The sequence below is a fragment of the Microcoleus sp. MOSTC5 genome (assembly GCF_036701825.1).
Lineage (GTDB): Bacteria > Cyanobacteriota > Cyanobacteriia > Cyanobacteriales > Microcoleaceae > Microcoleus > Microcoleus asticus.
Genome location: NZ_JAUBRK010000037.1, coordinates 1 through 23,424, shown reverse-complemented (window position 1 = coordinate 23,424; position 23,424 = coordinate 1). Strand labels below are relative to the sequence as shown.

23 protein-coding genes and 1 pseudogene are annotated in these 23,424 nt (G+C 45.2%); 10 read left to right on the top strand and 14 right to left on the bottom strand.

What is annotated here, in order from left to right:
• Positions 1 to 346: 346 nt before the first annotated feature.
• Positions 347 to 1,150, bottom strand: a complete 804-nt coding sequence (locus QUA54_RS20435) for a DUF2267 domain-containing protein (protein WP_333416061.1) — start codon at positions 1,148 to 1,150, stop codon at positions 347 to 349.
• Between the two features lie 511 nt (positions 1,151 to 1,661).
• Here QUA54_RS20435 and QUA54_RS20430 point away from each other — a divergent pair.
• On the top strand, positions 1,662 to 2,213 hold the full coding sequence (locus QUA54_RS20430) for a response regulator (protein ID WP_333416060.1): 552 nt from the start codon (positions 1,662 to 1,664) through the stop codon (positions 2,211 to 2,213).
• Here the strand turns inward: QUA54_RS20430 and QUA54_RS20425 are convergent.
• The gene (locus tag QUA54_RS20425) at positions 2,182 to 2,622 is read right to left on the bottom strand and encodes a DUF2294 domain-containing protein (protein ID WP_333416059.1); all 441 of its coding nucleotides are present in this window, start codon (positions 2,620 to 2,622) and stop codon (positions 2,182 to 2,184) included. The genes QUA54_RS20430 and QUA54_RS20425 overlap by 32 nt on opposite strands.
• Positions 2,623 to 2,937: 315 nt before the next feature.
• Positions 2,938 to 3,315 (bottom strand): BON domain-containing protein, encoded by a 378-nt coding sequence (locus QUA54_RS20420; RefSeq protein WP_172190371.1) that lies wholly within the window; start codon positions 3,313 to 3,315, stop codon positions 2,938 to 2,940.
• A 50-nt stretch (positions 3,316 to 3,365) separates the two neighbouring features.
• On the opposite strand from QUA54_RS20420, the gene QUA54_RS20415 reads away from it, so the two are divergent.
• Complete coding sequence (locus QUA54_RS20415) at positions 3,366 to 3,518, top strand: hypothetical protein (protein ID WP_333416058.1); 153 nt, start codon at positions 3,366 to 3,368, stop codon at positions 3,516 to 3,518.
• Positions 3,519 to 3,580: 62 nt separating this feature from the next.
• Here the strand turns inward: QUA54_RS20415 and QUA54_RS20410 are convergent, their stop codons facing one another.
• The 3 genes from QUA54_RS20410 to QUA54_RS34510 are packed head-to-tail and all read right to left on the bottom strand — an operon-like array spanning position 3,581 to position 5,168.
• Complete coding sequence (locus tag QUA54_RS20410; RefSeq protein WP_333416057.1) at positions 3,581 to 3,739, bottom strand: hypothetical protein; 159 nt, start codon at positions 3,737 to 3,739, stop codon at positions 3,581 to 3,583.
• A 30-nt stretch (positions 3,740 to 3,769) separates the two neighbouring features.
• Positions 3,770 to 4,165, bottom strand: a complete 396-nt coding sequence (locus QUA54_RS34515; RefSeq protein ID WP_445301572.1) for a hypothetical protein — start codon at positions 4,163 to 4,165, stop codon at positions 3,770 to 3,772.
• On the bottom strand, positions 4,128 to 5,168 hold the full coding sequence (locus QUA54_RS34510; RefSeq protein ID WP_445301571.1) for an alpha-amylase family glycosyl hydrolase: 1,041 nt from the start codon (positions 5,166 to 5,168) through the stop codon (positions 4,128 to 4,130). The genes QUA54_RS34515 and QUA54_RS34510 overlap by 38 nt, the downstream gene beginning before the upstream one ends.
• A 790-nt stretch (positions 5,169 to 5,958) precedes the next feature.
• Between QUA54_RS34510 and QUA54_RS20395 the strand changes: the two genes are divergently transcribed.
• Positions 5,959 to 6,207: a hypothetical protein gene (locus tag QUA54_RS20395; protein ID WP_333198006.1), complete on the top strand. Its 249-nt coding sequence runs from the start codon at positions 5,959 to 5,961 to the stop codon at positions 6,205 to 6,207.
• 167 nt (positions 6,208 to 6,374) lie between these two features.
• On the opposite strand, the gene QUA54_RS20390 is transcribed toward QUA54_RS20395, so the two are convergent.
• Both QUA54_RS20390 and QUA54_RS20385 read right to left on the bottom strand, forming a co-directional pair.
• Entirely contained in the window at positions 6,375 to 7,220 is an 846-nt protein-coding gene (locus QUA54_RS20390) for a cyanophycinase (protein WP_333416055.1), read from the bottom strand.
• 359 nt (positions 7,221 to 7,579) lie between these two features.
• A complete protein-coding gene (locus QUA54_RS20385; protein ID WP_333191021.1) occupies positions 7,580 to 7,777 on the bottom strand; it encodes a hypothetical protein in 198 nt (65 codons plus the stop codon).
• Positions 7,778 to 8,160: 383 nt separating this feature from the next.
• Between QUA54_RS20385 and QUA54_RS20380 the strand changes: the two genes are divergently transcribed.
• From QUA54_RS20380 to coaBC, 5 genes are all read left to right on the top strand, one after another.
• Positions 8,161 to 10,071, top strand: a complete 1,911-nt coding sequence (locus QUA54_RS20380) for an ATP-binding protein (protein ID WP_333416054.1) — start codon at positions 8,161 to 8,163, stop codon at positions 10,069 to 10,071.
• Between the two features lie 375 nt (positions 10,072 to 10,446).
• Entirely contained in the window at positions 10,447 to 12,489 is a 2,043-nt protein-coding gene (locus tag QUA54_RS20375; RefSeq protein WP_333416053.1) for a CHASE domain-containing protein, read from the top strand.
• Between the two features lie 354 nt (positions 12,490 to 12,843).
• Positions 12,844 to 13,470, top strand: coding sequence for an alpha/beta hydrolase (locus tag QUA54_RS20370; RefSeq protein WP_333416052.1), 627 nt, complete (start codon positions 12,844 to 12,846; stop codon positions 13,468 to 13,470).
• 45 nt (positions 13,471 to 13,515) lie between these two features.
• Positions 13,516 to 13,728 carry a protein IsiD gene (gene isiD / locus QUA54_RS20365; RefSeq protein WP_190743522.1) on the top strand — a complete coding sequence of 71 codons (213 nt, stop codon included), beginning with the start codon at positions 13,516 to 13,518 and terminating at the stop codon, positions 13,726 to 13,728.
• A gap of 248 nt (positions 13,729 to 13,976) precedes the next feature.
• The gene (gene coaBC, locus QUA54_RS20360; RefSeq protein ID WP_333416051.1) at positions 13,977 to 15,176 is read left to right on the top strand and encodes a bifunctional phosphopantothenoylcysteine decarboxylase/phosphopantothenate--cysteine ligase CoaBC; all 1,200 of its coding nucleotides are present in this window, start codon (positions 13,977 to 13,979) and stop codon (positions 15,174 to 15,176) included.
• 16 nt (positions 15,177 to 15,192) lie between these two features.
• Here the strand turns inward: coaBC and QUA54_RS20355 are convergent, their stop codons facing one another.
• Positions 15,193 to 15,588, bottom strand: a complete 396-nt coding sequence (locus QUA54_RS20355; protein WP_333416050.1) for a transcriptional regulator — start codon at positions 15,586 to 15,588, stop codon at positions 15,193 to 15,195.
• Positions 15,560 to 15,905 (bottom strand): annotated as a pseudogene (locus QUA54_RS20350) (type II toxin-antitoxin system RelE/ParE family toxin). Before QUA54_RS20350 ends, QUA54_RS20355 begins: the two are co-directional and overlap by 29 nt.
• Positions 15,906 to 16,055: 150 nt before the next feature.
• Between QUA54_RS20350 and QUA54_RS20345 the strand changes: the two are divergent.
• A complete protein-coding gene (locus QUA54_RS20345) occupies positions 16,056 to 16,529 on the top strand; it encodes a hypothetical protein (RefSeq protein WP_333416049.1) in 474 nt (157 codons plus the stop codon).
• Positions 16,530 to 16,631: 102 nt separating this feature from the next.
• Here QUA54_RS20345 and QUA54_RS20340 read toward each other — a convergent pair whose 3' ends face one another.
• The 4 genes from QUA54_RS20340 to QUA54_RS20325 form a co-directional block, all read right to left on the bottom strand.
• Entirely contained in the window at positions 16,632 to 18,314 is a 1,683-nt protein-coding gene (locus tag QUA54_RS20340) for a DUF262 domain-containing HNH endonuclease family protein (protein WP_333416048.1), read from the bottom strand.
• Between the two features lie 159 nt (positions 18,315 to 18,473).
• On the bottom strand, positions 18,474 to 19,544 hold the full coding sequence (locus QUA54_RS20335) for an aromatic ring-hydroxylating dioxygenase subunit alpha (RefSeq protein ID WP_333416047.1): 1,071 nt from the start codon (positions 19,542 to 19,544) through the stop codon (positions 18,474 to 18,476).
• Complete coding sequence (locus QUA54_RS20330; protein WP_333416046.1) at positions 19,544 to 20,230, bottom strand: class I SAM-dependent methyltransferase; 687 nt, start codon at positions 20,228 to 20,230, stop codon at positions 19,544 to 19,546. Before QUA54_RS20330 ends, QUA54_RS20335 begins: the two co-directional genes overlap by 1 nt.
• A 300-nt stretch (positions 20,231 to 20,530) precedes the next feature.
• Complete coding sequence (locus QUA54_RS20325) at positions 20,531 to 22,483, bottom strand: FAD-dependent oxidoreductase (RefSeq protein ID WP_333416102.1); 1,953 nt, start codon at positions 22,481 to 22,483, stop codon at positions 20,531 to 20,533.
• Positions 22,484 to 22,847: 364 nt separating this feature from the next.
• On the opposite strand from QUA54_RS20325, the gene QUA54_RS20320 reads away from it, so the two are divergent.
• Positions 22,848 to 23,111, top strand: a complete 264-nt coding sequence (locus QUA54_RS20320; protein WP_333416045.1) for a hypothetical protein — start codon at positions 22,848 to 22,850, stop codon at positions 23,109 to 23,111.
• Positions 23,112 to 23,424 lie beyond the last annotated feature (313 nt).

Genomic DNA, 23,424 nt, shown 5'->3' with positions numbered 1-23,424 from the left:
CTGTATTATAGAATACAACACTTTCGCGACATCTATTCGATTTAGCCAACCCGGGAGCCAGCAACTTGGTTTGTGGGGATATTATCTGGTTTCCCGACAAATTTCGCTGAGAAACCGCGTTTCTCAGAGCAGTTAGAGGAGAAAGAATCAGCGATCGGACAAGTAGTGAAGACGAAAGCTCGATCGAGTTGGTATCGGGACTGAAGTCCTGACTGCAAAATACTTTCAGAATTACAAGGCAACAGATATAGAGAAACCGGGTTGACGTAACAGCATTCTGGCTCAAAAGCGCAGAATACTGGTTCGTCAACCCAGCGTGTAAGTATTTATACTGTGAAATATTGCGTTAAGCCGACTGCCAAATGTCCCGAATTCTGTCTGGCAAAAAGCCCGCTATTTCCTGAATTCGCTCCTCGGACAGCTCATCCTTCGTTGCGGAAAATACAGCCGCGATCGCAGTTTCCGGTTTTACTCCTGAAGGAAGTGCGCCTTCTAGTTCCACCCTCCGTGCAAACAAATTGCCATCGATCCCCGCAGGTGCAGGCGGGCCGGTCAAAGGCTGACGTATCCGGCTCAGCAATCCCACCAGCGGATTGGTATCTTTCCAGAGGTCTGCTATTTCTTGTTGCAGGGTTTTGTCATCCGTAGGCAAAACTTCTTTGTGCAATTCAGATTCCACGTGCTCGATGGCGTCTTTTGTCATCACGTCGCGCATGACCCGGTACACTACTTCGGTAATGTCGCGGGCATCAAAAATATCCTCCAAGTGACCTTTTACCAACACTTTTTCCAAAAACGGCATATCCTTTGAAGCGATAGGGACTGCCGCTCCTTCCTGGTGGAGCGACTTCGGAGGATTTGTCTCCATTTTCTGTAACAGTTTGCGGCCTTTTTCTGTTAAATCAGCTTCTTGAAATGCGACTAAAGGCGGCAATAACTCAGGCCCTCCGTAAGGCTCTCCACTAAACTCCGCTTTGATAAATTCCCTTTGGTTGAGATAGTCCAAATGACCGAGCAATTCCGCTTCCGCCACCTCGTGACCGACATATTCTTCGGCTGCGTTCCTAATTTCCGACTCTCCCTTGCCGTTGCCGCTGCCAATCTTTTTGAGCAAAATGTAAGTCAGGTCCTCTCTGATTGGAATTGTCATTTAAACCTCCTAGGTTAATATCCGGTAAAAAAGCTTAAGTAAAAACTGAATTTTTTTTACTGGCTTAAAGTGTGATGATTACTACTTAAAAACATTGAAGTATAAAGTAGAGTAACAAGTATCTCTCAGCAGGTGGAAGTTGTGAAAATTAAGTGTCCGTTAGAATCTTCCTCTAGGTAGATCCATGTAGGGGAACCCAGGTTTAATGTTATGAGTATCCTGAAAAGCGGCCGCCGCTATTCAATGCTATTAAGCTAAGATGCTTTATTGGTAATATTTTCCGTATTTATTGCGTGTTGTTACCAAGGCTGACGTACCTATAGCGCCTAAGTTGGTAAATGGGGCTGGGATAGGTACAATTAAGCAGATGCTATGCGATCGATCGATTTTGGCTATCTTTGCCCCAGCTTGTAACGAGATTATTGTACAATCTGGTTAAATCGGTAACTAGCCATCTGAGAGCTACAAATACGAGCCAATCTATTTCAAGTGCCCGAGCGCCACTTGAAGAATGCCTCGGGGAAAAGTTTTTGCTCCTTTTTCGATCGTTTTTCGATCGGCATTTATGAACTATCCTACTTGGACAAATAATTTGGAATCCTCGTTTTTAGATAGCGATCCATCGGCGGTTGACAAGCGTCCTTTAGTATTGAGCGACCCATCGGCAGTTGACAAGCGTCCTTTAGTGTTGGCTGTAGACGACAATCACGACAACTTAGAGCTGCTGACACAAATACTCGATTTATTCGGCTGCGAGTGCATGGGAGCCGCGGACGGCTACGCAGCTATTTCAGCAGCAGTCGATCGACCTCCCGACCTAATCGTACTCGACATTTGCCTGCCGGATATAGACGGTTTAGAAGTAGTAAAGCGCATCCAACAAAACCCGGATCTCAGACATATTCCGGTTGTGGCTGTCACAGCACTAGCAAAAGCAGAAGACCGCGATCGGATTCTCAAAGCCGGCTGCGTTGAATACATTTCTAAACCTTTTAACATCAAGGATTTAGAAATAATTATCCGCCAGCACATCAACTCTCAGATGTTTCTGGTTGAGTTTTAGGTTGAGTTTTAGGTTGAGTTTTAGACTGGGAACTAGAATCGCGAACTTTAGGTGCAGACTCCAAAATTGCGATCGTTCCGGTGCGGCCCGTCTCCAAGGTCGCATCGCTGAGCAAATCAGTTACTCCCACACCCAAAACCTCTTTTATTAAGTCTTTCAGTTGCCCTTCTAGGACTGATTCTAATTGCGTTCGCACCTGCCCGGCCAAATCTTGCTGACCGTTCTCAGCCAGCAGTTTTTCGGGTTTAGTAACCCCATTTTCGAGCACAATTATCAATTTGTCATCCAAAAGATGGCATAGCGGTTGACTCGTTTGTTGTCCGAGTTGAGAACGGTACAAAGCTTGAATCCTCTGCGAAAGACTCCGTTCTAATTTCCCGCGAGTAGGTTCTAAGGTTTCCCCGGTCATATTTTTTAATTAAAAAAAGATAACTCAAAAACACACTTATTAAAGAAGGAAGTTCGGCAACGAGCAATTTACGGGAGGGAAGAAGTCAGAAGCAATATAATATTTTATGTTTCAGCAATGAAGAACGTCCTAATCGTCAGGACGATTGCTAAGCCCAGGCGCATCTAAATTTTACAGTCAATTTTGATGAAATTATTGTGGGGTATCTCGCCCGCCCGAAAAATACAGCGCAAGATGCAGAAAAGCATATAACAGTTAACAGTTAACTGGTAAAAGTTAACTGTTAACTGTTATATGTTAGCAACAACTGTCGCGCTAGCCTACAGTAACTTGATTAGTTTCCACCCCAGTTGCACCCTTGACACCTTTAGCAATTGTCACCAGCTTGGTGACAATTGCCTGATCGGGAACAGTACCTTTGAGAACCACCGTAGAGCCGTGTTGAGCCACATAAACAGTCTCAATATCTGCAACATCTGGATTTGCATCAAAAGCCTGAGCTACCCGTTTAGCTAAACCGCTTTCATCGTATTCTCCATTCAATCCCATGCGTTCCGCCGGAACTGTCTGAGCGCTCGCAGCAGGTTGAGCTTGAGCTTGAGCTTGAGCTACAGGTGCTTGGTAAGCAGGAGCGTCAACAGTTTCTTGATTTTCAAGTTTTTCTAAACCAAACAATCTTTTTAGCCAACCCATAGAGTTTGTCCTCCCACAAAGTTTGTGTTAATTGATGTGTTAATTGACAGGTGGCACGTCGCGGTGCAATTGTTATTCTCAATACCAGGAATTACGATCGCACTCTGGAACGCAGAAACCGGGTTTTTCTACAAAAAACTATCTTCCAGACATCCGCCCCGGTAGAAAAACCCGGTTTGTTGAGTTTGGTGCGCCAGTCGTAAATACAATTTACTGTTGTACAACTTCCCCGATCATCTGCCTGGAGGCATAAATTCTCCGGCGCTCAAACAAATACCTGCGCTGACCATTCCGGCAAATCAAACTTAAACCCTTCTTCCCCAACTTCTACAATTTTGTTGTACATCCACTCGTGCCAAGTTCCTGCACCCGGAAAGTTAGGAATGCAGTAACCAGATAGATAAGTATCCGAAAAATTTCCCACAACTACTGCTGCTCGCGTTCCCTCATCGCTCTAGCGGCAGTAAGCGAGGACTTTGGCTTCGGCATTTTCGTGAAAAAATTCAATATTTTCCGTGTAAAGTGCCGGGAATTTTTGCCGCAGCCGAATCACGTGTTTGTAGTATTCCAACAACTCATGATTTGGTTGATTTTTCAACAAAGACCATTGCAGTTTATTCGGATGGTTGGGAGTTTGCCGAGTGGATTGTCCAAACTCTTCCCCCATCCACAGCATCGGTATTCCTACTGCTGTTACTAACAAAACCGCTGCCAATTTAGCTCGTTGAAAAGCAGCTTCTCGGTCGAGATTCCGAAAGCTTGCTTCCGCCAGCAAGTGGGATCGGTCGTGACTGGCTAAATAATTGATAACATTAGTTGTTTTTTGATAGCCTTGCTGTTTGGCATCCACAGCTTGCTTGAGCTTTTCGAGATCGAAACGATCCCCCGCGAGATTTTCTATGGCAAAAATGCGAAAACTTTCGTGCCAGCAACCGTCCATCGGCCCGTCCGCAGCCACGAGTTCGGTAAGTTCGGGAATGTGTTCTGCTATGTTGTAAAATGGCTTGTCGCAGGCGGTTTTTTTCGCTTCGCGAGTTATCCAGTGCAGGAAATCTCGATTGTCCAACTGCCGCACTGCATCTCCGGCGAATGCCGTCGATATGATATTCTTGAATCCAGAAATTAACGACATCGCCGATGAATTTCCAAGCGGGACGAATGCCGAGTTTTGAGTCGAAGTTATCGCAGTTAAACTCCGGGCCCCAGTAGTTAGCGTGATCTTCGGGATAGTGTTTGTCGCGGTAGTACCAATAATTGCGATCGATGAGCAATAAGGGACATTCTTCATCGCAGTGGTTGTAAATGCCGTCCAGAATCGCCCGAATGCTCCGTCCGTGGCATTCGTCAATCAATTGCTTCAAATCTGCGGTTGCACCGTAGCTGGACTCTACGGCAAAGAAATCGCGGACTTTGTAGCCCCAGCTATAATCGCCCGGATATTCATTAACTGGCATTAGTTCGATCGCATTTATCCCCAAATCGCACAGATAATCTAATTTCTCGATCGCCTGCTGGAATTTACCGCCACTGTCGGAACCATCTGCGCCGGAAAAATCAGCAACGTGAAGTTCGTAAATAACTAATTCTTCATTTTCGGGGAGTTTTTTGTCGTCGTGCTGCCAAACATAGCTATCAATAATTCGCGCGCCTGCTTTGATGCGAATTGTACTTGTATTAGTAGTGCGGTCAATTTCAGTAGCGTAGGGATCGTTGACTTCTACCCATTCGTCGGCTTCACAACAGGGACTTTGCGATTGAATTCGGAATTTGTATTGATAAATACCGTCTTCTAACTGAATTTTAGTGCGCAAATAACCTCTGTCATCTTTTTCTAAAGCAATTTCTTTCCACAAGCAAAAGGAGCCGAGCAGTGTAGCTGCTTTGTTGTTGGGAGCGAAGAGTTTAAATTCAATTGCAGCGGCGATGAATAGCTTGTTTGCAGAACTTATAATTGTGATTAGTATTCATTGTTACCATTTTGCAAATCAGTCGCCATCGTTCTTAAGAGTTAAACCTGTAACTCTTATGTTGTCAGGTGTCCAGAGGCGCACCCGGAGGATTTACTCGTGCGCAGCCTACCGGTTGAGTAAGGTGCGCGCCTGAGAACCCGGAGGCCAGATTTAAATCAATCAAAAATGTAGTTAAAGTAACAAAAAATTGTGAAGTGCTGTTTATGAAAAGTAATTTAACTTTTGATAACTAGATAAATCGTGATAAGAGTTTAAAGTTTGTAACTAAAGGAACATTTTTTAGCTGACAGAGCTAATACTGTAGAATGATGTGATTTTAGGCGGAAAGAGCGAGGATCGGCTTGTAATTATCAGGCAAGAGAAACCAGAAAAATGAATCCTTTATTCAACTGGGTTTTCGCGCGATCGACTTTAACTCAAGTTTGAGCCGAGAAGAGCAATGATTATTTTTGCTTATGCCTTGGCAACACTTGTTTTATAGTTCTTGACTGGCAAACTTTGCAGAACCAAAATCAGCTTTAACGACTGCTGCTACCTCAGTAATTGGTAATCGGTGAAAATCTCATCCGTCCCTGTTACCCGTTAGATATTCCGAGCAGCGGCTCTAGGGTTCTAAAAGTTTAATTGGGATGTTGACGAATTACCCTTACTGTAAAACTCTGGAGTGTTAAAAATGCTAAAACAAATGTGCTGGTTGCCCAGATTGGGAGGCAATGGAGAAAAGATATTGCACTTGCGCACGGAAGCCCGTCAAGCGTGGCGGCCTTACACAGCTTTTCCGCAGTACGCTGCACCCGACTACCGGGAACCGGGCGGTTCTAACGGATGGGCAACATTTCAGAAGCTGAAAACTCAAGGGTGGAATTTAATTTCGACTGAAGAAGGGCAGCAGTCGATGTTTGGCGAACAGAAAAGTGCTTAAAAAACCACAAACCGCAATAAAAAAAGAAGAGGAGTTTACCTCTTCTTTGTATGAGTTCTCAACGAAGTATCGGGGTTTAAAAACCCTGATATTTCCTTCAAGCGGTAAGGTTCGCACTGCGCTCCCTACATAATTTTGACATTTACTATGGCGGCGTTGGAAGTAAATTAGGCGATCGCCGTTTCCCTGTCTGCTGTAGTTGTTACGTTATCGAACACCGGCTCGTGAGTTTTCAAGTTAAACCGGTATCCGTGGGGGAGGATGTGCAACTTGGCGCCGCAAATCGCCAAACCCTCATCCTTCAACCGTCCATCTATATTGTCGTGGAGTTTTTCCGACTCGTCGATGATTGTTACAGCGCTTTCGCCAATGACTTCCAACTCGTCACCGCTGACTAAAATAGCTGTATTTTCGTCAATACCAAATCCCAACACGGCCGGTTGCAGCAAGAGTGCGGTAACTAAGCGTCCCAGACGACCTCGCTGAGCGAAATGCTGGTCGATGACAACTCCCGGAAGAAAACCCATTCCCGGGCCCATTGCTACCACCTCAACGCGGGGATTTGTCTCGGAGTCTCCTTCAATAATCATCATGTCTGGCATCATCGCCGCGCCGGCACTCGTGCCGCCAATGATAATCCCTTCAGAGTAGCGTTTGTGCATAGCTGCGTCGAGTTGGGTGTCTTTCAAGCAGTTAATAATCCGCGCTTGCTCTCCGCCGGTAAAGAATATGCCAGTGGCTTGTTCGATCGCTTCTAAATAATCTGGATTGTTGGCATCTTCGGGTCTCTGGGTGTCAACAACTCGCACATCTTCAGCGCCGAGTCGCTCAAACACTCGGATGTAATTATCTCCTACTTCTCCCGGCAAGCTGGTTGCAGCCGTCATGATCACAATGTGGGCTTTAGTGCCTCCGGCGCACCGCAAGAATTCCCGCAGAATTTTACACTCCCCCTCTTTGTCTTCTGCGCCCCCAATAATTAGCAACTTTCCCTGATTTTCGTTGCTCGCCATATTATCTCCACTTTTAATTTATTAAATTTCACTAAAACACAAAATTTTTCCTTGTGAAAACTGCCAAAAGGTATAGATAGATACACAAAATTATCTGAATTTGCTGATTGCTGGACGCACAAAACTCAAGGGTTCTGGGGTTTGTTTACTTGGGCTGCGGGCTGTAAAGATGTTTTTGCGAAAAAAAACCTACCCCCCTAACAAAATATAGGAGGGGTCAAAAAATGAGTTAAATTACGGGACTTACGCGCGCGCTGGTCATAAACCCGGTTTCTGACTGGATGTTTCCCTCATAAACCTCTTATTTCTCGTAGAAACCGGGTTTATGAGCGTAAGTCCTAAATTAGTCCGATCGCCCGTTAGTGCGATCGCTCGATCAAATTGCTCAATACCGTACGCGCCCGTTCTAAAGGTAGGTGTCTGGGTTTGCCATTCCAGACAATCTGATATTCGTTGCTGTTTTGACCATCGCCGTAGCCAGAAATTAGCTTCCGGTGAAATGCTTCCTCAGCTAATTCGTGAACTTGATCCCTGAGAGCAGTTTGTGCGAGCTTCATAAATTTGCTGCCTCTTAAATTCTCCTTCACAGTCATAAACAATTATAAGTGGGCAATAAGTGGGCAGTGCACCTCTCAAAAGTTAGAGCTTTTTTTCTGGAGGGCAAGGAAGTAGAGTTATTAGTTATAGGTGCTTAGCTATAGGTGCTTCGTCATCAGTGCTTAGTTAGATGTTGAACGAAGAAGAAATATTTTCCCACTCTTCCCCTCTCCCCATCTCCCCCACTCCCCCACTTCCCCTCTCCCCCACTCCCGCGATGCTGAAGGCAGAATTGGTCGGAGTGTTTGTATCAACTGCTACTGCAATATCTATGCCTGCGGGTAGTATCTAATGCACCGACAAGAGAGTTAATGTGAAAAATTGACGAAAAGGAGGTTAGAAAATGCTGCAAGAAAAAAGCACCGAAACAGCGCGGGTCAATGCTCGAAAAACAGATGTTTTTGATGTTTTCAACTTCAAACACTATATGGGGCCAAACCCTTATTTAGGAACAGCGGCTTTAGTTTTCGATTTGGCGGTGACGGGCGCGAGCGAACCTTTGCCGATCGCACATTACCATGAAATTATTAGCGATCGCTACCCGCAACTCCAGCAGGAAACTTTCTCAAACCACGCCCAACTGTTCGGCCGTACCGCTTCAGAAGTTGCAAAACTCGACATGGGTTTGCACTTCCAACACTGGAACGTCAAGCCGTTTTCTCAGTTTAACAGAATCAGCATAGAAGCACTTCACGCCCGCAGTGCCCGAGCCGTAGTTTACGCTGTTTGGGATTGGTTTGAAGCCATCAATCAAAATCAAGACTTTCCCTTGGAAGCACAAATGGGCGCGCTGCAAAATATGTTCCGGCAGTCAGTTTACGGAGGCCCGACAGTTTATTCGTTAATGCGAGCGGCATCGCAAAAAGGCATTCCCGTATTTTATTTGTGGGATGAAGGATTGATACAATACGGGTACGGGAAAAAACTCGTGCGCGGCTCTGCAACTACTTTTGACTCTGACAGCCACTTAGACTCAGATTTTACCACGCGCAAAGACGATTGTAAAGCTTTTCTCGCTACATTAGGATTTCCTGTTCCCAAAGGCGATATCGTCTCCACAGAAAGCGGAGCTCTGGCAGTTGCTAAAGACATTGGCTATCCAGTTGCTGTCAAACCAGTAGTCGGTCATAAAGGAATTGGCGTCACAGCAGATATCCGAGATGCTGAGGAATTGCAGGCCGCTTTTAAAAGAGCTGTTAAGGCAATTCCCGAAACAGAATCGGTGCGAGTAATTGTGGAAAATAGCATCAAAGGATCGGATTTTAGGCTGCTGTGCGTTGACGGCAAATTTGTTTCGGCAACTGAACGCCGACCCGCTTGGGTAACAGGGGACGGCGACTCAACAATTCGCGAATTGATCCGCCGTGAAAACCGCAAATCCCAACGTTTGGATACGCCAACTTCGGCCCTGAGCAAAATTCAGTCCGACGAATCGATGGAAATGTATCTGGCAGAACAAGGGCTGTCATTGGATAGTGTCCTAGAGGGCGATCGCACTGTATCTCTGCGCAAAGTCGCCAATCTTTCCGCAGGCGGCGTCAGCATCGACGCTACCCAGACTATTCACCCGGATAACATTGTTTTGGCTCAAGATATCGCCCTACATTTTCGGTTAACTTGTTTGGGGGTGGATGTGGTAACAGAAACTCTCGCCAAATCTTGGAAAACAGGCAATTTTGGGATTCTCGAAATCAATGCCGCGCCGGGAATTTTTATGCACCTCAACCCGGCTGTAGGCGAAGGGGTTGATGTGCCTTCCCATATTATCGAAACTTTCTTTGACTCGGGAAAATCAGCCAGAGTTCCGATTATTACTTTCAACAAAATTTCGGTGCAAGAACTGCAAGAAACAATCGACCACATTTTGTTGCAGCATCCCGATTGGACGATCGGTGCTGTTTGTCGCGGTGGACTTTTTGTCAACCGTTCTGAAAAAGTTTTGCATAAGAATTACAATCTTAACGTGCAAAGTTTGCTGCGGAATCCCAAGCTCGATTTGTTAATTGCTGAATATCCCGGAAATATTTTGGAAGCGGACGGAATGTTTTATCAGGGGAGCAATATGGTGGTGCTGGACAATCCGGGGGAAACTGAGATGATGTTGAGCAGAGAAAGCACTGATGACGATACTGTTGTGGTGAGGGAAGAAAATAGTATTTCTATTCGCCGCCAGGGGTTGATCGAACAGTATACTCTGGGAGATGGAGAACCGTTTACACGGGTTTATTTGAAGGAAATAGGGACTGTTTTGTAACCTGTTCGACATTTAAGTTGGCTTTGTGGGGCGGGTTTTGAGTACCCGCCCCACCAGATAAAGGCTTTTTGTCGTTCCCGGGTGCTTCCGGGGAAGGAAATTGGGGAGCACCCAGATTTGAACTCGCTTCGTTTCACTTAGTTACAATTGGTGGCAATTCCTCAGTAGATGCACTATTCCTAAGAAACCCGGTTTCTTGCCATATTTCTCGTTACCACACCAATATTTTCGTAGAAATTGGGTTTCGCAGGGTAAGCCCTATTCCTGCGATCGTAAATTTTTAGAGAATGTAGTTTCTGGGCGGTCTCTTGTGTTATCAAGGAATTTCACAAGTCTTTAAACTAATTGCACTCCGGTGGCAGAAGGTGTGGAAATATGAATGTTGGCAGCAATTGGTTTAATTCGCTGGCGGAAAGTTTACAGTGGTACCGTCGCTACATTCCAGCAGCGCTGACTCTTTGGACAGGTACGAGCTTGTCATTGGCAGCCGCCGCCCTTGTGTGGCATTCGGAAAACCAACGAATGCAAGTTCAATTTCACGAGCAAGCCGATCGCCTGAATGTGACTTTGCAGCAAAGCATCAATAACAATTTAGAATTTCTTTACTCACTTCAAGCATTCTACAACGCATCTACTGAAGTTAGCAGACAAGATTTTAAGCAATTCGTTCAACCTGCACTTTCCCGACATTCTGCCATCTATTCTGTTAACTGGAGTGTGCGCGTGCCTGCTGCCCAAAAAGCAGCTTACGAAGCCGCAATTCGAGCCGAAGGTTTTCCGGCATTTCAAATTTACGAGCGAACTCCTGACAAAAAGCCGATCGAAGCAAAAGTGCGATCGGAATACTTTCCAATTATTTACAGAGAAGCACTAGAAGAAGATAACAAAGTGATCGGTTTTGATCTTGCCTCCAGCCCCGAGCGCAAAGCAGCTTTAGAGAAGTCGGTGAATACGGGGAAAATAGCGGCTTCCGCGCAGATTAAATTAGTCAGCAACAATCAACCGGGATTGCAAGTATTTCTGCCAGTACCCCGTCGCACAACTTCTCTAGATAACTCGGTCAAGAACCGCGAAAATCTCATGGGAGTTATTGCGGGTCTGTTTCAGATCACCCATATGGTCGATTTCTCTTTAGAATCCCTAAATTTAGACAGCATTAATTTTTACCTATACGACAACTCGGCTACAGGGAAAGAACGCTTTCTGGTGCGCTACGACTCACAAGCTAAGCAGTTGATAGATAACCCAAAACTAGAAAAGCCAGAGTTAACTAAGGTTCGGGGGAAAATCTGTCAAAATCCTAGTGCTTGCACTCGCTTATTGAACGTAGCAGACCGCCAGTGGATGCTGCTAGTTTTGCCCGGGAACGGGTACAACGGTCTGAGGACGCATCAGGGTTCGCTGGCTATTTGTGCGATCGGGCTATTGATGACTGGCAGCTTGACGATTTACCTGTTGATGTCTCTAGAACGTACCGCCAAAGTAGAACAGCAAGTGTACGATCGCACAATTCAACTAAAAGAGCGCACCGCTGAACTAGAAACAGCACTAAAAAAGCAGGAAACTCAATTTAAACTAATCCAAACTGAAAAAATGTCCAGCTTGGGGCAGTTGGTAGCTGGAGTTGCCCACGAAATTAACAATCCTGTCAACTTCATCTCTGGGAACCTGATCCATACAGGCGAATATACTCGAAACTTGCTGGAACTTGTGGAAATATACCAGCAGCAATATCCGAACCCAACGCCAGAAGTGCAAGACAAACAAAAAGAGATCGAATTGGAGTTTATTATTGAAGACTTACCTAAAATCCTAAAATCTATGAATTTGGGAGCTGAACGCATCCGCCATATCGTGCTTTCTCTGCGGAATTTTTCGCGCCTGGATGAATCTGAAATGAAGTCTGTTGACATTCACGAAGGCATTGACAGCACCTTGATGATTTTGGAGAGTAGGCTGAAACCCCAAGCTGATTTTCCGGGTATTCAAGTCATCAAAGAATACGGAGATTTGCCATTAGTGGAGTGTTTTGCGGGACAATTAAATCAGGTATTTATGAATATTTTGATAAATGCTATTGATGTTTTATATGACGCACAAAATCAAAAAAAGCTGCTCGGGCAAAATTTCTCAAATTCGCCATTTTTACCTACAATTCGGATTCGCACTGAACTTTTAAATTCTAATTGTGTATGCGTGCGAATCTCTGACAATGGAACGGGCATGACCGATAATGTCAAAAAACGTTTGTTTGAGCCGTTTTTCACTACCAAGCCTGTAGGCAAAGGTACTGGCTTGGGATTGTCGCTCGGCTATCAAATAGTGGACAAACATCAAGGTTCGCTCAGGTGCGTATCGGCTCCGGGAGAGGGAACTGAATTCTCAATTGAGGTGCCGGTGCGGCAACAGTCCCAGTAATCTGTTTCTCAGGTTTTATCTGCGGTAGGTGTTAGTTGAAATTAGCGGGAGAAATCTCGCTTATAGCTGAGTATAGCCTCGCTCCCCCTGGCATCTCCCTTTCTAATGGGAACGCAAGAGCGTCGCCGTTCTCTCTTTTTTTTATTTCTTTAGGAAAGGTGCGCACCATACTTGGGAAAGGTGCGGATTGCGCACCCTACAGTTAACAGCTAACAGTCAACAGTTAACAGTTAGAGTTCTTGGCAACTGCGTGCTAATTTCGAGTCAAATCTTGCCCAAAACAAATATCTTGGGTTTTACTCACCGCAACAATTTATAATTGTAGCAATGCCAGATTACCAATTACTAATTACGATGTCTTTACAATTTATTAGCATTCCGCCAAAAACCGATCGCAAACCTGTCGCTGTGATTGTCGCTTTGCACGGATGGGGTGCTAATGCTCGGGATTTGACTTCCTTAGCACCGGCTTTCAATTTACCGGATTATCAGTTTGTGTTTCCCGACGCCCCCTTTCCCCATCCCCAGGCAATGGGCGGCAAAGCGTGGTATGACCTTCAAGGTAAAGACGCTCAGGGATTGGTAAAAAGCCGGCAATTGCTGAGGGAATTTTTGCTGTCTTTGGAAAGCAGCACGGGCGTGCCTTTGTCTCGCACTATTTTAGGCGGTTTTTCTCAAGGGGGAGCGATGACTCTAGATGTGGGATTGACTTTGCCTGTAGCCGGTTTAATTTGTCTGAGCGGTTATTTACACCCGTCGATTTCGCCAGTTGCTGGGAGTGCTTTGCCACCTGTTTTAATCGTGCACGGTACTCAAGATACTATTGTGCCCGTTAGTGCTGCTGTGCGATCGCGCGACAGTTTGACTGCTTGGGGAACTGCGGTGCAGTATCGAGAATTTATCATGGGACACGAGATTCTGCCCGAAGTTATAGATGTAATGCGAAGTTTTGTTGTAGAAACTGTGTCGAAATCAGATTAAAGGCTTAGGATATAGTATGGCGGAAGTCTCGGGCAGGGGAAAAAAATGAAAACTTTAACCAAAGCATCGCGCGATATTGCTGTACTTACTTCTCAGGACGTGGCAGAATTGGCTGTCCGTTTGGAAGTGGACGATTATGCAGATCCTTTTGAGGGATTGAATGATTGGCATTTGTTGCGATCGCTTGCCTTTCAGCGGCCGGAGCTGGTTGAACCTTATCTCCACCTTCTGGATATGGAAGCCTACGACGAAGCATAGCCTAAAAAATCTAGCTTAAAATTTTCGACGGAATTGAGGAAGAAGTTAGCAGCATATTTTGTTGTGAATTGAACAGATGAGTTATGGATTTTTGTCTATTTTCATCTTAATTTCTTTCTTGATTCTTTTTTATGAAAAAATGACACCCGTTTCAAAAAAGAATGTGAATGTATGCCAGCTCTCAACCCTGATATTCATCAGTCATTCCCAATTTAAAATCTAAAATCTAAAATATAAAATGGTATGACATGAAAGGCAGACGAATTTTAATCGGCGTTAGCGGCGGAATTGCGGCTTACAAAGTTTGCGAAGTAGTTTCAACTTTAGCGAAAGCTGGATCTGAAGTTAAAGCTATTCTTACTGATGCGGCCGGGGAGTTTGTAACGCCTTTGACTTTTGCTACTCTTTGCCGCCATCCTGCTTTTACGGACAAAGATTTTTGGCAAGCAAGTCACGGCCGCCCCCTGCACATTCAACTGGGAGAATGGGCCGAAGTTTTTGTTATTGCTCCCCTGACAGCTAATACTTTGGCTAAGTTGGCGGGGGGTTTTGCTGATAATTTGCTGACTAATACTGTCTTAGCTTCTACTTGCCCAATTTTGCTGGCACCGGCGATGAATACGGATATGTGGGAACAGCCTGCGGTGCAGCGGAATTGGCGGGAAGTGTTGACTTATCGGCGCTATCATGCTGCGAATCCGGGGGCGGGAATGCTGGCGTGCGATCGCGCGGGTGTCGGCCGCATGGCAGAACCTGGTGAGATTTTGCCTCATATTGAATCGCTGTTGTATGCGAAGGGCGATCGAGATTTAGCGGGGCTTCGGGTGTTGATCGGTGCGGGAGGAACGCGGGAACACCTCGATCCGGTGCGGTTTATCGGCAATCCTTCCAGCGGCAAAATGGGCATAGCTTTGGCGCAAGCTGCACAGCACCGGGGCGCGACAGTGACGCTGGTACACAGTATAACTGGCGAATTGCCGCTCTCAGGTGTGCGGGCGATCGCAGTTGCGAGTGCAGAAGAAATGCGGCAGGCGATGCTGCAATGCTTTCACGATGCGGATTTGACGGTGATGGCGGCGGCGGTAGCGGATGTGAAGCCGGCTGAGTACAGTAGTGAGAAATTGCCAAAGCGATCGCTCCCGAATTGTTTGCCTTTGACACCGGTAGCGGATATTGTGGCAGAGTTGGGAAAATTGAAACAGGGGCACCAAAAATTAATCGGGTTTGCAGCACAAACTGGGGATATTGTCAAGCCAGCTTTGGAGAAATTGCGGGCGAAGAAATTGGATGTAATTGCCGCAAACCCGATCGATCGAATAGGTGCAGGTTTCGGCAGCAATACCAATCAAGCAATATTAATTAATGCCGCCGGCAAGCAAGTAGAAATAGCACCTTGCAGCAAGCTAGAAATGGCTCACCGATTGTTTGATTTTGTGAGGGAAGGGTAAGGGCGCGATTTACTCATTAACTGGGATTAATTACTACTGGTTCGGGCGATAATTCTGATTCCCCAAAATCCGTTGATTCCGAGTCAGCGGGCAATTCAGTATCTGCGACAGTAATTTCTAGTTTAAATCCTAATGCTTCGAGCAGTGCTACCAAACTGTAAATTTCCGAACCGCCGCTTTCAGTCAGCATCTTGTCGAGTTTTTCGTGATGTTTTTTTGCTGACTCCGAAAGAGCATTCATCCTGATTTTAGCCTCAATTACCTTTCTGATGGCATTTCTCAAAAGTGCGGGTTCAGGGTCTTTTTCTTCCAAGATAGCCCCGATAAAACCAGCAGCTTCTTCCGGCTCGTGGAGAGATTCAATTAGGTACTCGCGGTAGCTATCACTTGTCGGTGCTTTCACGTTTTTCATAATCTGTCCAGTATTCTATAGCTTGTCGAATGTTCTGTCCTTGGGTGCTTTTATCCCCAGCTATGAGGATTACCACAATTGTCAAGCCGACTTGTCCGAAGTAGAGGCGGTAGCCCGGGCCATAATTAATTCTGAGTTCAAAAACTCCTTGTCCCACTGACTTGAAATCTCCGAGATTACCTTGCTCAACTTCGGTCAAGCCTAGATTTGATTCTAACTCTAACATTCCGATCGCAGAGCGAATCAAGCCACTCGCCGAATGGTACTCTACCCTCTGCTGTAGCGTAACGTCGAACTTCCCTGGGTTGTACTTCTATGATTTTATCGTACAGATTAACAATTTCTATCGTAAGTGCGATCGACAGTGCATTAAGTAGGCAAATCATACTTAAGACAGAGGCATTCGAGCGACAAAATAGTAAACCTTGTTTGAGGAAACAAAGTTTAAATCAAACAGGGCCTTGTGAATGAATTTTAAATCGATCGCAAAAACCAATCTACTATTCGGCAGCCTGATAATTAGCCTCGGATTGCAATCACTTCCAGTGGCAGCGCAATCAGTCACCGGCGCGCAAGTTTCCGCCCTCGTAGAAGCGCTGCGACAAGCCGCCCCGCCACAAGCAGCAAATGACGGAATGTACAGTCAGTGGCAAGTTTTACCGAACAATATTTCCCGCTGGGCAAAATTCTGTACCAAACAAGATTTAACACCCCAACAATTTGAGGCCGACGCTACAAAAGCCAAATCAATTGTTACCTGTATCGTGGGCGATTTGCTGCGCGACGAATACAAAGCTAGCAGCAACAATGAATTAACCGCAGTACGCCGCGCCGCTTGCTGGTGGATGACAGGGGACTCCGCAGCTTGTAAAAGTGGCGCAACTGCTACTTATGCCGATAAAGTTATCAGCGTTTACCAGCAGCAGCGACCTAAAAAGTAAAGTTTGTGCTGGCGGAATTTAGATTTTTTTGACTGCAGATGGACGCAAATGGTTTTGTGCTGATTGACAGATAATAGCGATTTGATATCAAATTCAATTATCCTATAAGCGCCAAAGATTCTTGAGAACATTAATCAGCTCTTTCTGTCGTCGAGCCATTACTTCTGGCGTCCATTCCTGTTCCCGCAGCACTTGGGTAGTAAGTGCAAAGGGTGAAACACCTGTCTTAGTAGTGAAATACTTTTGTTTTTTCACATCAAAATCATAATTTTGTGCCAGAGTGTTTTTCGCAGAAGATAGCAAAACTAAGTTGCCAAGACGATGTACATATTGATCGCGCTCTTCCTGACTAGGAAACCACTTCATCCACTCACTATTAGCCCCTGGATTTTGGGGAAGTACGTGTTCGACAGTCATGTTGGAGAAGTTGTAAGATGCTTCACCTTCTGACAGAGCAGCATCTAAGCGCAGCAAAACATAACGACGAATTTTTTGAATTAGGTAAAGGTCACTATCGAGGACTCTAAGGATATTGTTTGACTCTTCCGGAGTAAACTGGAGCGGTGAATAGGAATTGAATAAATCTTCCTCTTGCTCAATAGCAGTAAGCAATCTACTGTAACGTTCAATGCGCTCATTGATATTGGCGCGGACAATCATTAAACCTGCGGCAAGGCGGTCTAAATCTATAAAGAAACGCACCAAATTATCGGGGCTATTACGGTTGCGAGATAGGTAGAGAATCGCAGGCGGTATCCAGTCGAAATTATCAATCTTGTTTAACCATTTAAATAGTTGATTTATTTGCTCGGCACGCCGCTCGCTTTCATAAGTTAAGTTTTGAATTTCGGAAAAAGCCTTAGCATAAGGATCTAAAATTTCATCAATGAATTGCTGAGACCCAGCAGCAGGATTGATGTTTTCCTGAAACTCTTTAAGGATACTCTTGCTAAGTTTTTTCTTTTCCTTAATCATCCGAATATGAGAAAACAAGTCTTTGAATAACTCGCGTCCCAGATTCTCCTCGGTATCTTCCCACTTTTTAGTATATTTTTCTTTTTGCCCTTCTGGTATTTTTCCAATAATGTCCGCTTTCAAGATATCAGTTAGGGAGAGATCCAATCCCCTGTTGTTCAACACAGAAAATATCCGATATGCAGAGTCAAAGTCAGGCGTAGAAACCACTACCAAGAAGCACTGGGTAATCAGGAACTGGGCAAGACGTATACGGTGGGATTCCGCGATAGTCTGCAAACGTTGCAAGAATAAATGTGCATTTTCTTTAATAAGCTTCTGAGTATCCATCAGCTCAGCATTGTTCAATTTTTGGAGCTTGTTAATACCACCTTCATTTTGAATATATTCCTTGAAAAATTCTGCATCTCGCTCGCGCAAAGTCAGACGGTAACGATTATCTATACCCGCAATTAAGCTGCCTCTTTGGTATAGATAAGTGGTCAAGTCATTGGCGTGTTCTGTTGGCAATGATGCTCGGAGAGCAGCTAGTAGTATGGTGAGAGTTGTTAGACGTTGCTGACCATCTACAACTTCAGCATCTGGCGGCCCAGATTTGATCAAAACAATGCTGCCTAGAAAGTACGGGTTGAGTTGATCAATCGTGTCGTTACCATCTCCCAATGATGTTAGGAGGTCTTCCAGCAGTTCCCCAGCTTGCTCATTTGTCCAAGCATAGGGACGCTGGTAGAGGGGAATGGTAAACATAAAGTCATCGCTAAAGATTTTCCTAATGGGGTGTTCCTCACCCTTGATGCTGACACGGTTCATGCTTGGTTCCTGTGTTAGGTGTGGTTGGTAATTGCTTCCCGAAAGTCAATTTTCCCTGTTGCTAGAATACCATGCTCAAGCTTGGAAAGGCGAACTCTCATCTTAGCCTGTGCAGGCTGGTTTCATTCGTCCCGCTGTAGGCTTCAATCTGCGGCTGAATTACCCATTTTCCGCCTGACTTCTCATCAACTTTTGCACGCTGGCTAAAGCCCGATTTAATTCATAACTTTTTCTTTCTGAATTCTGCAAAAAAGCCTGCTGTTCTTCCTCAATCATTAACACATCCTGCCGCACCAAACCATCTAATAACTTTTGAGCCGCACCGAACAAACTATCTTTGATAAACCTGCGAAACCAAACCGGCAATTTGTGCAGCCGCCAAAACGCATTTAATGAGGTAAAGTGAATTAAATAAGCACGAGTTGCTGTCTCGCTGACCGGACAAACCAAGCAGTAAATCTTAAAGTCGCTCCCCAAAGTTGAAACCCAGTGCGGGTAAACATAACTCACCTCCAGCGGTTCCGGGTGCAGTCGGCGCAGAGATTTAAAAAATAACTGAGAAATTGACCAAATTTTATCTATTTTGTAATAACTTTGTGCCTGATAGCGAGCAGTTACTTGATGCTCGTTTTCTTCTAAAGTATCTAACACCGGATTTGCCCAAGCTTGCCAATCATCGTGCAAGTGTCCGTGGTACATATCCATCAAATTTTCAATTAAAAATGAATAGTGTGCCTGACAGTCGATGACTGAAACTGTGGCAATATAATTGAGATGTTCCCACTCGGGCAAATCCAATAAATCTATTTTTTCGGCTTGCGTTTCGTCGCCGGGAAACAGCCATATAAAACCGTTTTGTTCCTTGGCTGGATAGGAGCGAATTTTGCAGTTAGGCAGCTTTTGATTTTCTGCTAAATAATCGACTTCGGCGCATTCTCCCCTTGCATTTAACCGCCATCCGTGGTAAGCGCATTCGATTAAATCGCCTTTAACTTGACCGTGGCTGAGTTTAACTTGTCGGTGCGGACATCTATCTTCTAAAGCGTTGATTTTGCCTGCACTGTCGCGGAAAAGTACGATCGCCCGATTCCAGATTTTTGCAGCTAGCGGCTGAGTTTGCACCTCGGTGCTGCGGGCGATTGCATACCACCGATCCAGATTAATGCCCAACTCGCGGATGTGAGTTTTTTGTTCCCTTCCAGATACCGATTGTATCGCGTTGTTTTGCATTAGAAATGTTCCCAGATTACGCCCATAAAACAACCCAATTTTACAAAATAACAGCCGGGAAAGCAACGACCGTAAATCTTTTTAAATTGCCGTTCTGACAAATACCTGTCGCTAGCTAAATGTTTCAACCAGCTTGGCGACAGTCTAAACCTTAATAATCTTGAAGCTGTACGAAATCCGTAGGTAGAACAGTCGGGAATAAAATCTCTCGCTGCACCTACTATGTAGCCTATTGTAGCAGGTCTTTCGACTTCCGATATATTATCTAAAAAGACGATTTTTCCGTGCCGATTTAACAATTTTTTAATTACTGAGAGGGCGGCGGGGAGGTTGGGCAAGTGGTGAAAAGTGGCGGCACTAACTATTAAATCAAATTTGCGATCTAACGTTAATTGACTGGCATCCATTTGAATGTATTCGATATTGGGGGCTGAGCGTTTTTGACGGGCGATCGCCAGCATTTTTGCTGAAAAATCTACGGCGACTACACGATCGTAATACTGGGCTAATTCAAAAGCAAGAATTCCCGAACCGCATCCAATATCTAATGCTGCACCTTTAGTGGTCGATAGGTTTTTAGTAAAGAAATCGTTCTGATTTTGCAAGGTGGCGGCGAAATCGTATTCTGTTGCAAAAGCATCAAACATTACAGGTTTATTGCGAATTGTGCAGTTACTCTTCAGCATCTATTATTGCTTTATACTGATTCAATAATATTTTAACCGCATATTCACCCCGCTCAACGGAGATATTTTTTTTGTTCGCAAGCTCTGCCTTTTCTCCTCAGCGAAACCGCACCCACAAACCGTAACTCATCTAAAAAAAAAGAATGCAACTGTAGTAAAGCTCCAAACCCTTATATAATCAGTCATTCCCAATTATTTAATTCTTTAATTTAAAATTTAAAATGGTATGGCTGGGGGCGGGTTTCACCGAGAATAGCAGCCGATAATTGACGATTTATAAAACCCGCCCCCCTGCTAACCTTAGATTTTTAACACGCCTTGGGGATTTACCGTCAAGAGCGATCGCCTCTGCAAACCTTCCTGATATAAAATAGCATTAGCGGCCAACAAACCGCTGCTCACTGCCCTTTCCATTAAACCGCAAGGAAACGGCATTTTTACCCAATCTCCCGCAAACAAAAGATTTGGAACAGCGCAGCAAGTTTCTGGTCGTTCTGCATAGCTACCGGGCGGATATCCAGAGAAATTCTTTTGATTTACCAATTCCCGGTGCAGCATATTTGCCTCTTTTAATTCCGGTACAATTTCGTACAATTCTTGCTCAAAAGTCGCCAGCAAAACTTGCTGGTTCGGGAATTCCTTCTCCTTGTAACAATAAGCGTGCAGTTCCACAACACTACCGCCAGTTTTCTGATTCCACTCGATAAACTGATCCTGAATTTTGTGGTAAAGCGTAATGCTGTCAGTCAGTTTGTAGCCGGAAAGCGAACTGAAATTGCTGTGTTCCCAGGGAAATTCGCGATCGAACCAAAAACGGCACACCGCAAACGGATCGGCTATGTTCAAGCTCTCGATCCGCTTCTGCACCTGGGAATTCACCTCACCGCTGGCCAAACTAAATAAATGCTGCATCCCCGGAACATCTGCCGCCAAAACATAGTAATCAGCCTTCAATGTTTCTCCCCCATTCTGCGGCTGCGATTGGTTAGCTGCTGCGGCCAACTGTACCTCATCTGCTTTTTCATCGACTACCTTAAATCGAGGCAAATCCCGCTGAGCAGGCCCGCTGACAACTCGCCCTTCGGCATCAAAAACTGCCCCGTGACAAGGACAGTGAAATTGACCGTCGTTCTGTTTCTGAACTGTGCAGCCTTGGTGAGTGCAGCTCAGAGAAATTGCCTCTTTTCCCGACGGTGCGGCGGCAAATACGCTGTCCCCAGCCCCGAAATATTCCGTAGAGTTGCTGTCAGTTAACAGCGCGTTTCGCTTCACCCAAAAAGGTATTTTACTCTGTACATCTCCCGACTGGTAACTCAGAGAATCAATCTTGCCGTTGTCCCAGCGAATTTCACTGACTGCGACATCTGTCAATACTTTGCCACCTTTGCTTTCAATCGCTCTGGCAATAGGCTGCACCAAACTCGTGCCCATATCTTGCCGCGTGCCGTTGAAGGCCAAACCCTCTGGATTTCCGAAAAAGTAAAAGTGGAAGAATTGCATTAATTCTCCCGCGCTCAATTCGTCAGGAGCGTTAAGGCTGGACTTAGCAAAAGGCAGAAAATACAAGTCATAAAGTCCGCGCGGGAATTCACCTTTTACCCAGTCGGCAACTGATATATTGTCGAGGCGATCGAAAGTTTTTTGAGTTTGAAAACCGCCGATTTCCCGAAATACTTCCCAGTGAGCGGGTTTTGTCAGATTGATTCCCCACTTGAGCCGATTGGGAGAAGATATCCCCAAGTCAACTATATTCCAGGGAAAAGCTGAATGGTTGGGACGGAAAACTTCGGGTTTGTATTTGCCGTCTCGAAACACAACGGCGTAGGACTCTAAAGATACAAAGTTATCGGTAATTTCTAGTTCTTCAACCACACTTTTGAGGTTGTAGTATTGCGGAAAAAAACCGTGGAAACCGTGTTCCATCATAAAAGTTTCGTTCCCGACTTGTATCGGCCAACTAGCAATTTTACCGCCGAGTTGGGGCGATTTGTCGAGCAATGTTACGGCGAAACCCCGCTGGGACAGTTCGTAAGCACAGGCGAGCCCGGCCAAGCCTGCCCCTACAACTGCAACGGTTTTGCGCTGATTCAGCATTCGCGGCAAGTCAATAGAATCTTGCACAAAAACGGTGGGCTCTGGCTTGGAAAATCGAGAGTAGCCAAGCAGCCCGCCTGCGGCACCGACTCCGAGGAATTTGAGGGCGGTTCTTCGAGAAACTGGTTGGGATAGCGGTGGATTGGTTGATTGACTCATCAGCGGTACGCGGTAACGGGCTTTAAACACAAATACGCCATAAGGCATATATCATAGACCGAAATCGGGATATGTGAAGAAATACTAAGACACGTTCCCCAGTCCGATCGCGATCGCACTTGACACGGTTCGATCGCACACAATCTATAGCAGAAGGAAGAAGGCTTTAGTTACCTAGGAGAGAAGCAAGAAAAAAGAAGGAAAAAGCGATCGACTGCATAGCGTAAAATTCTCTAAATAATTAAGTGTTTTTATTTATAAGTTAGGAGTGTGGGCGATCTATGCCACACTTATTGGATAGATCGGGAAAAGTGCGATAAAGTTTAGAGTTTTTAAGCGCAGAACGATCGCGGGCTTCCCGCCCGTGCCACGCGCAAATATCGAAGAAACGGCATTAATTTATGTTACTCAACTCTTGGCAACCGCCGTTAATGATGCTAAAAAATTAGGAGATTTGCGGGCAAAATCTTATGCCAAAAACTGTCTCGGCGAATTGTACGAAATAACCGGGCAGATATCCGAGGCAAAACAATTAATCAGTCCAGCTTTAAGTAATATCAAATCCGGTAGCATCGGAATTAATATTACCGACAGCCAGGACACGGCAGTGCCGTTTCCCTACAATTAATCCGCCGGGTAGGGACACGGCACTGCCGTGTCCTCTTGATCGTAAGGAGTGCAACCAGAAACGATATAAGTTGGCGCGAAAAAACTAACTATTTAAAAATAAGTAAATACAGAGAATATATCTACTGCAATCACTCAATATATGGGCGCTCGATTCATGATATTCCTCACTCAAGACCAAGACCAAACTAGATTCAACCTGAGAACTGCGGATGTGCCGCAAAAAGTCAAAGACGCCACTAGGGCGTCGGTTCAGTATTAGGAGTTGACAAAAAAGACTGAAAATGATATGTGAATTGAGAAGCCTGTTAAAT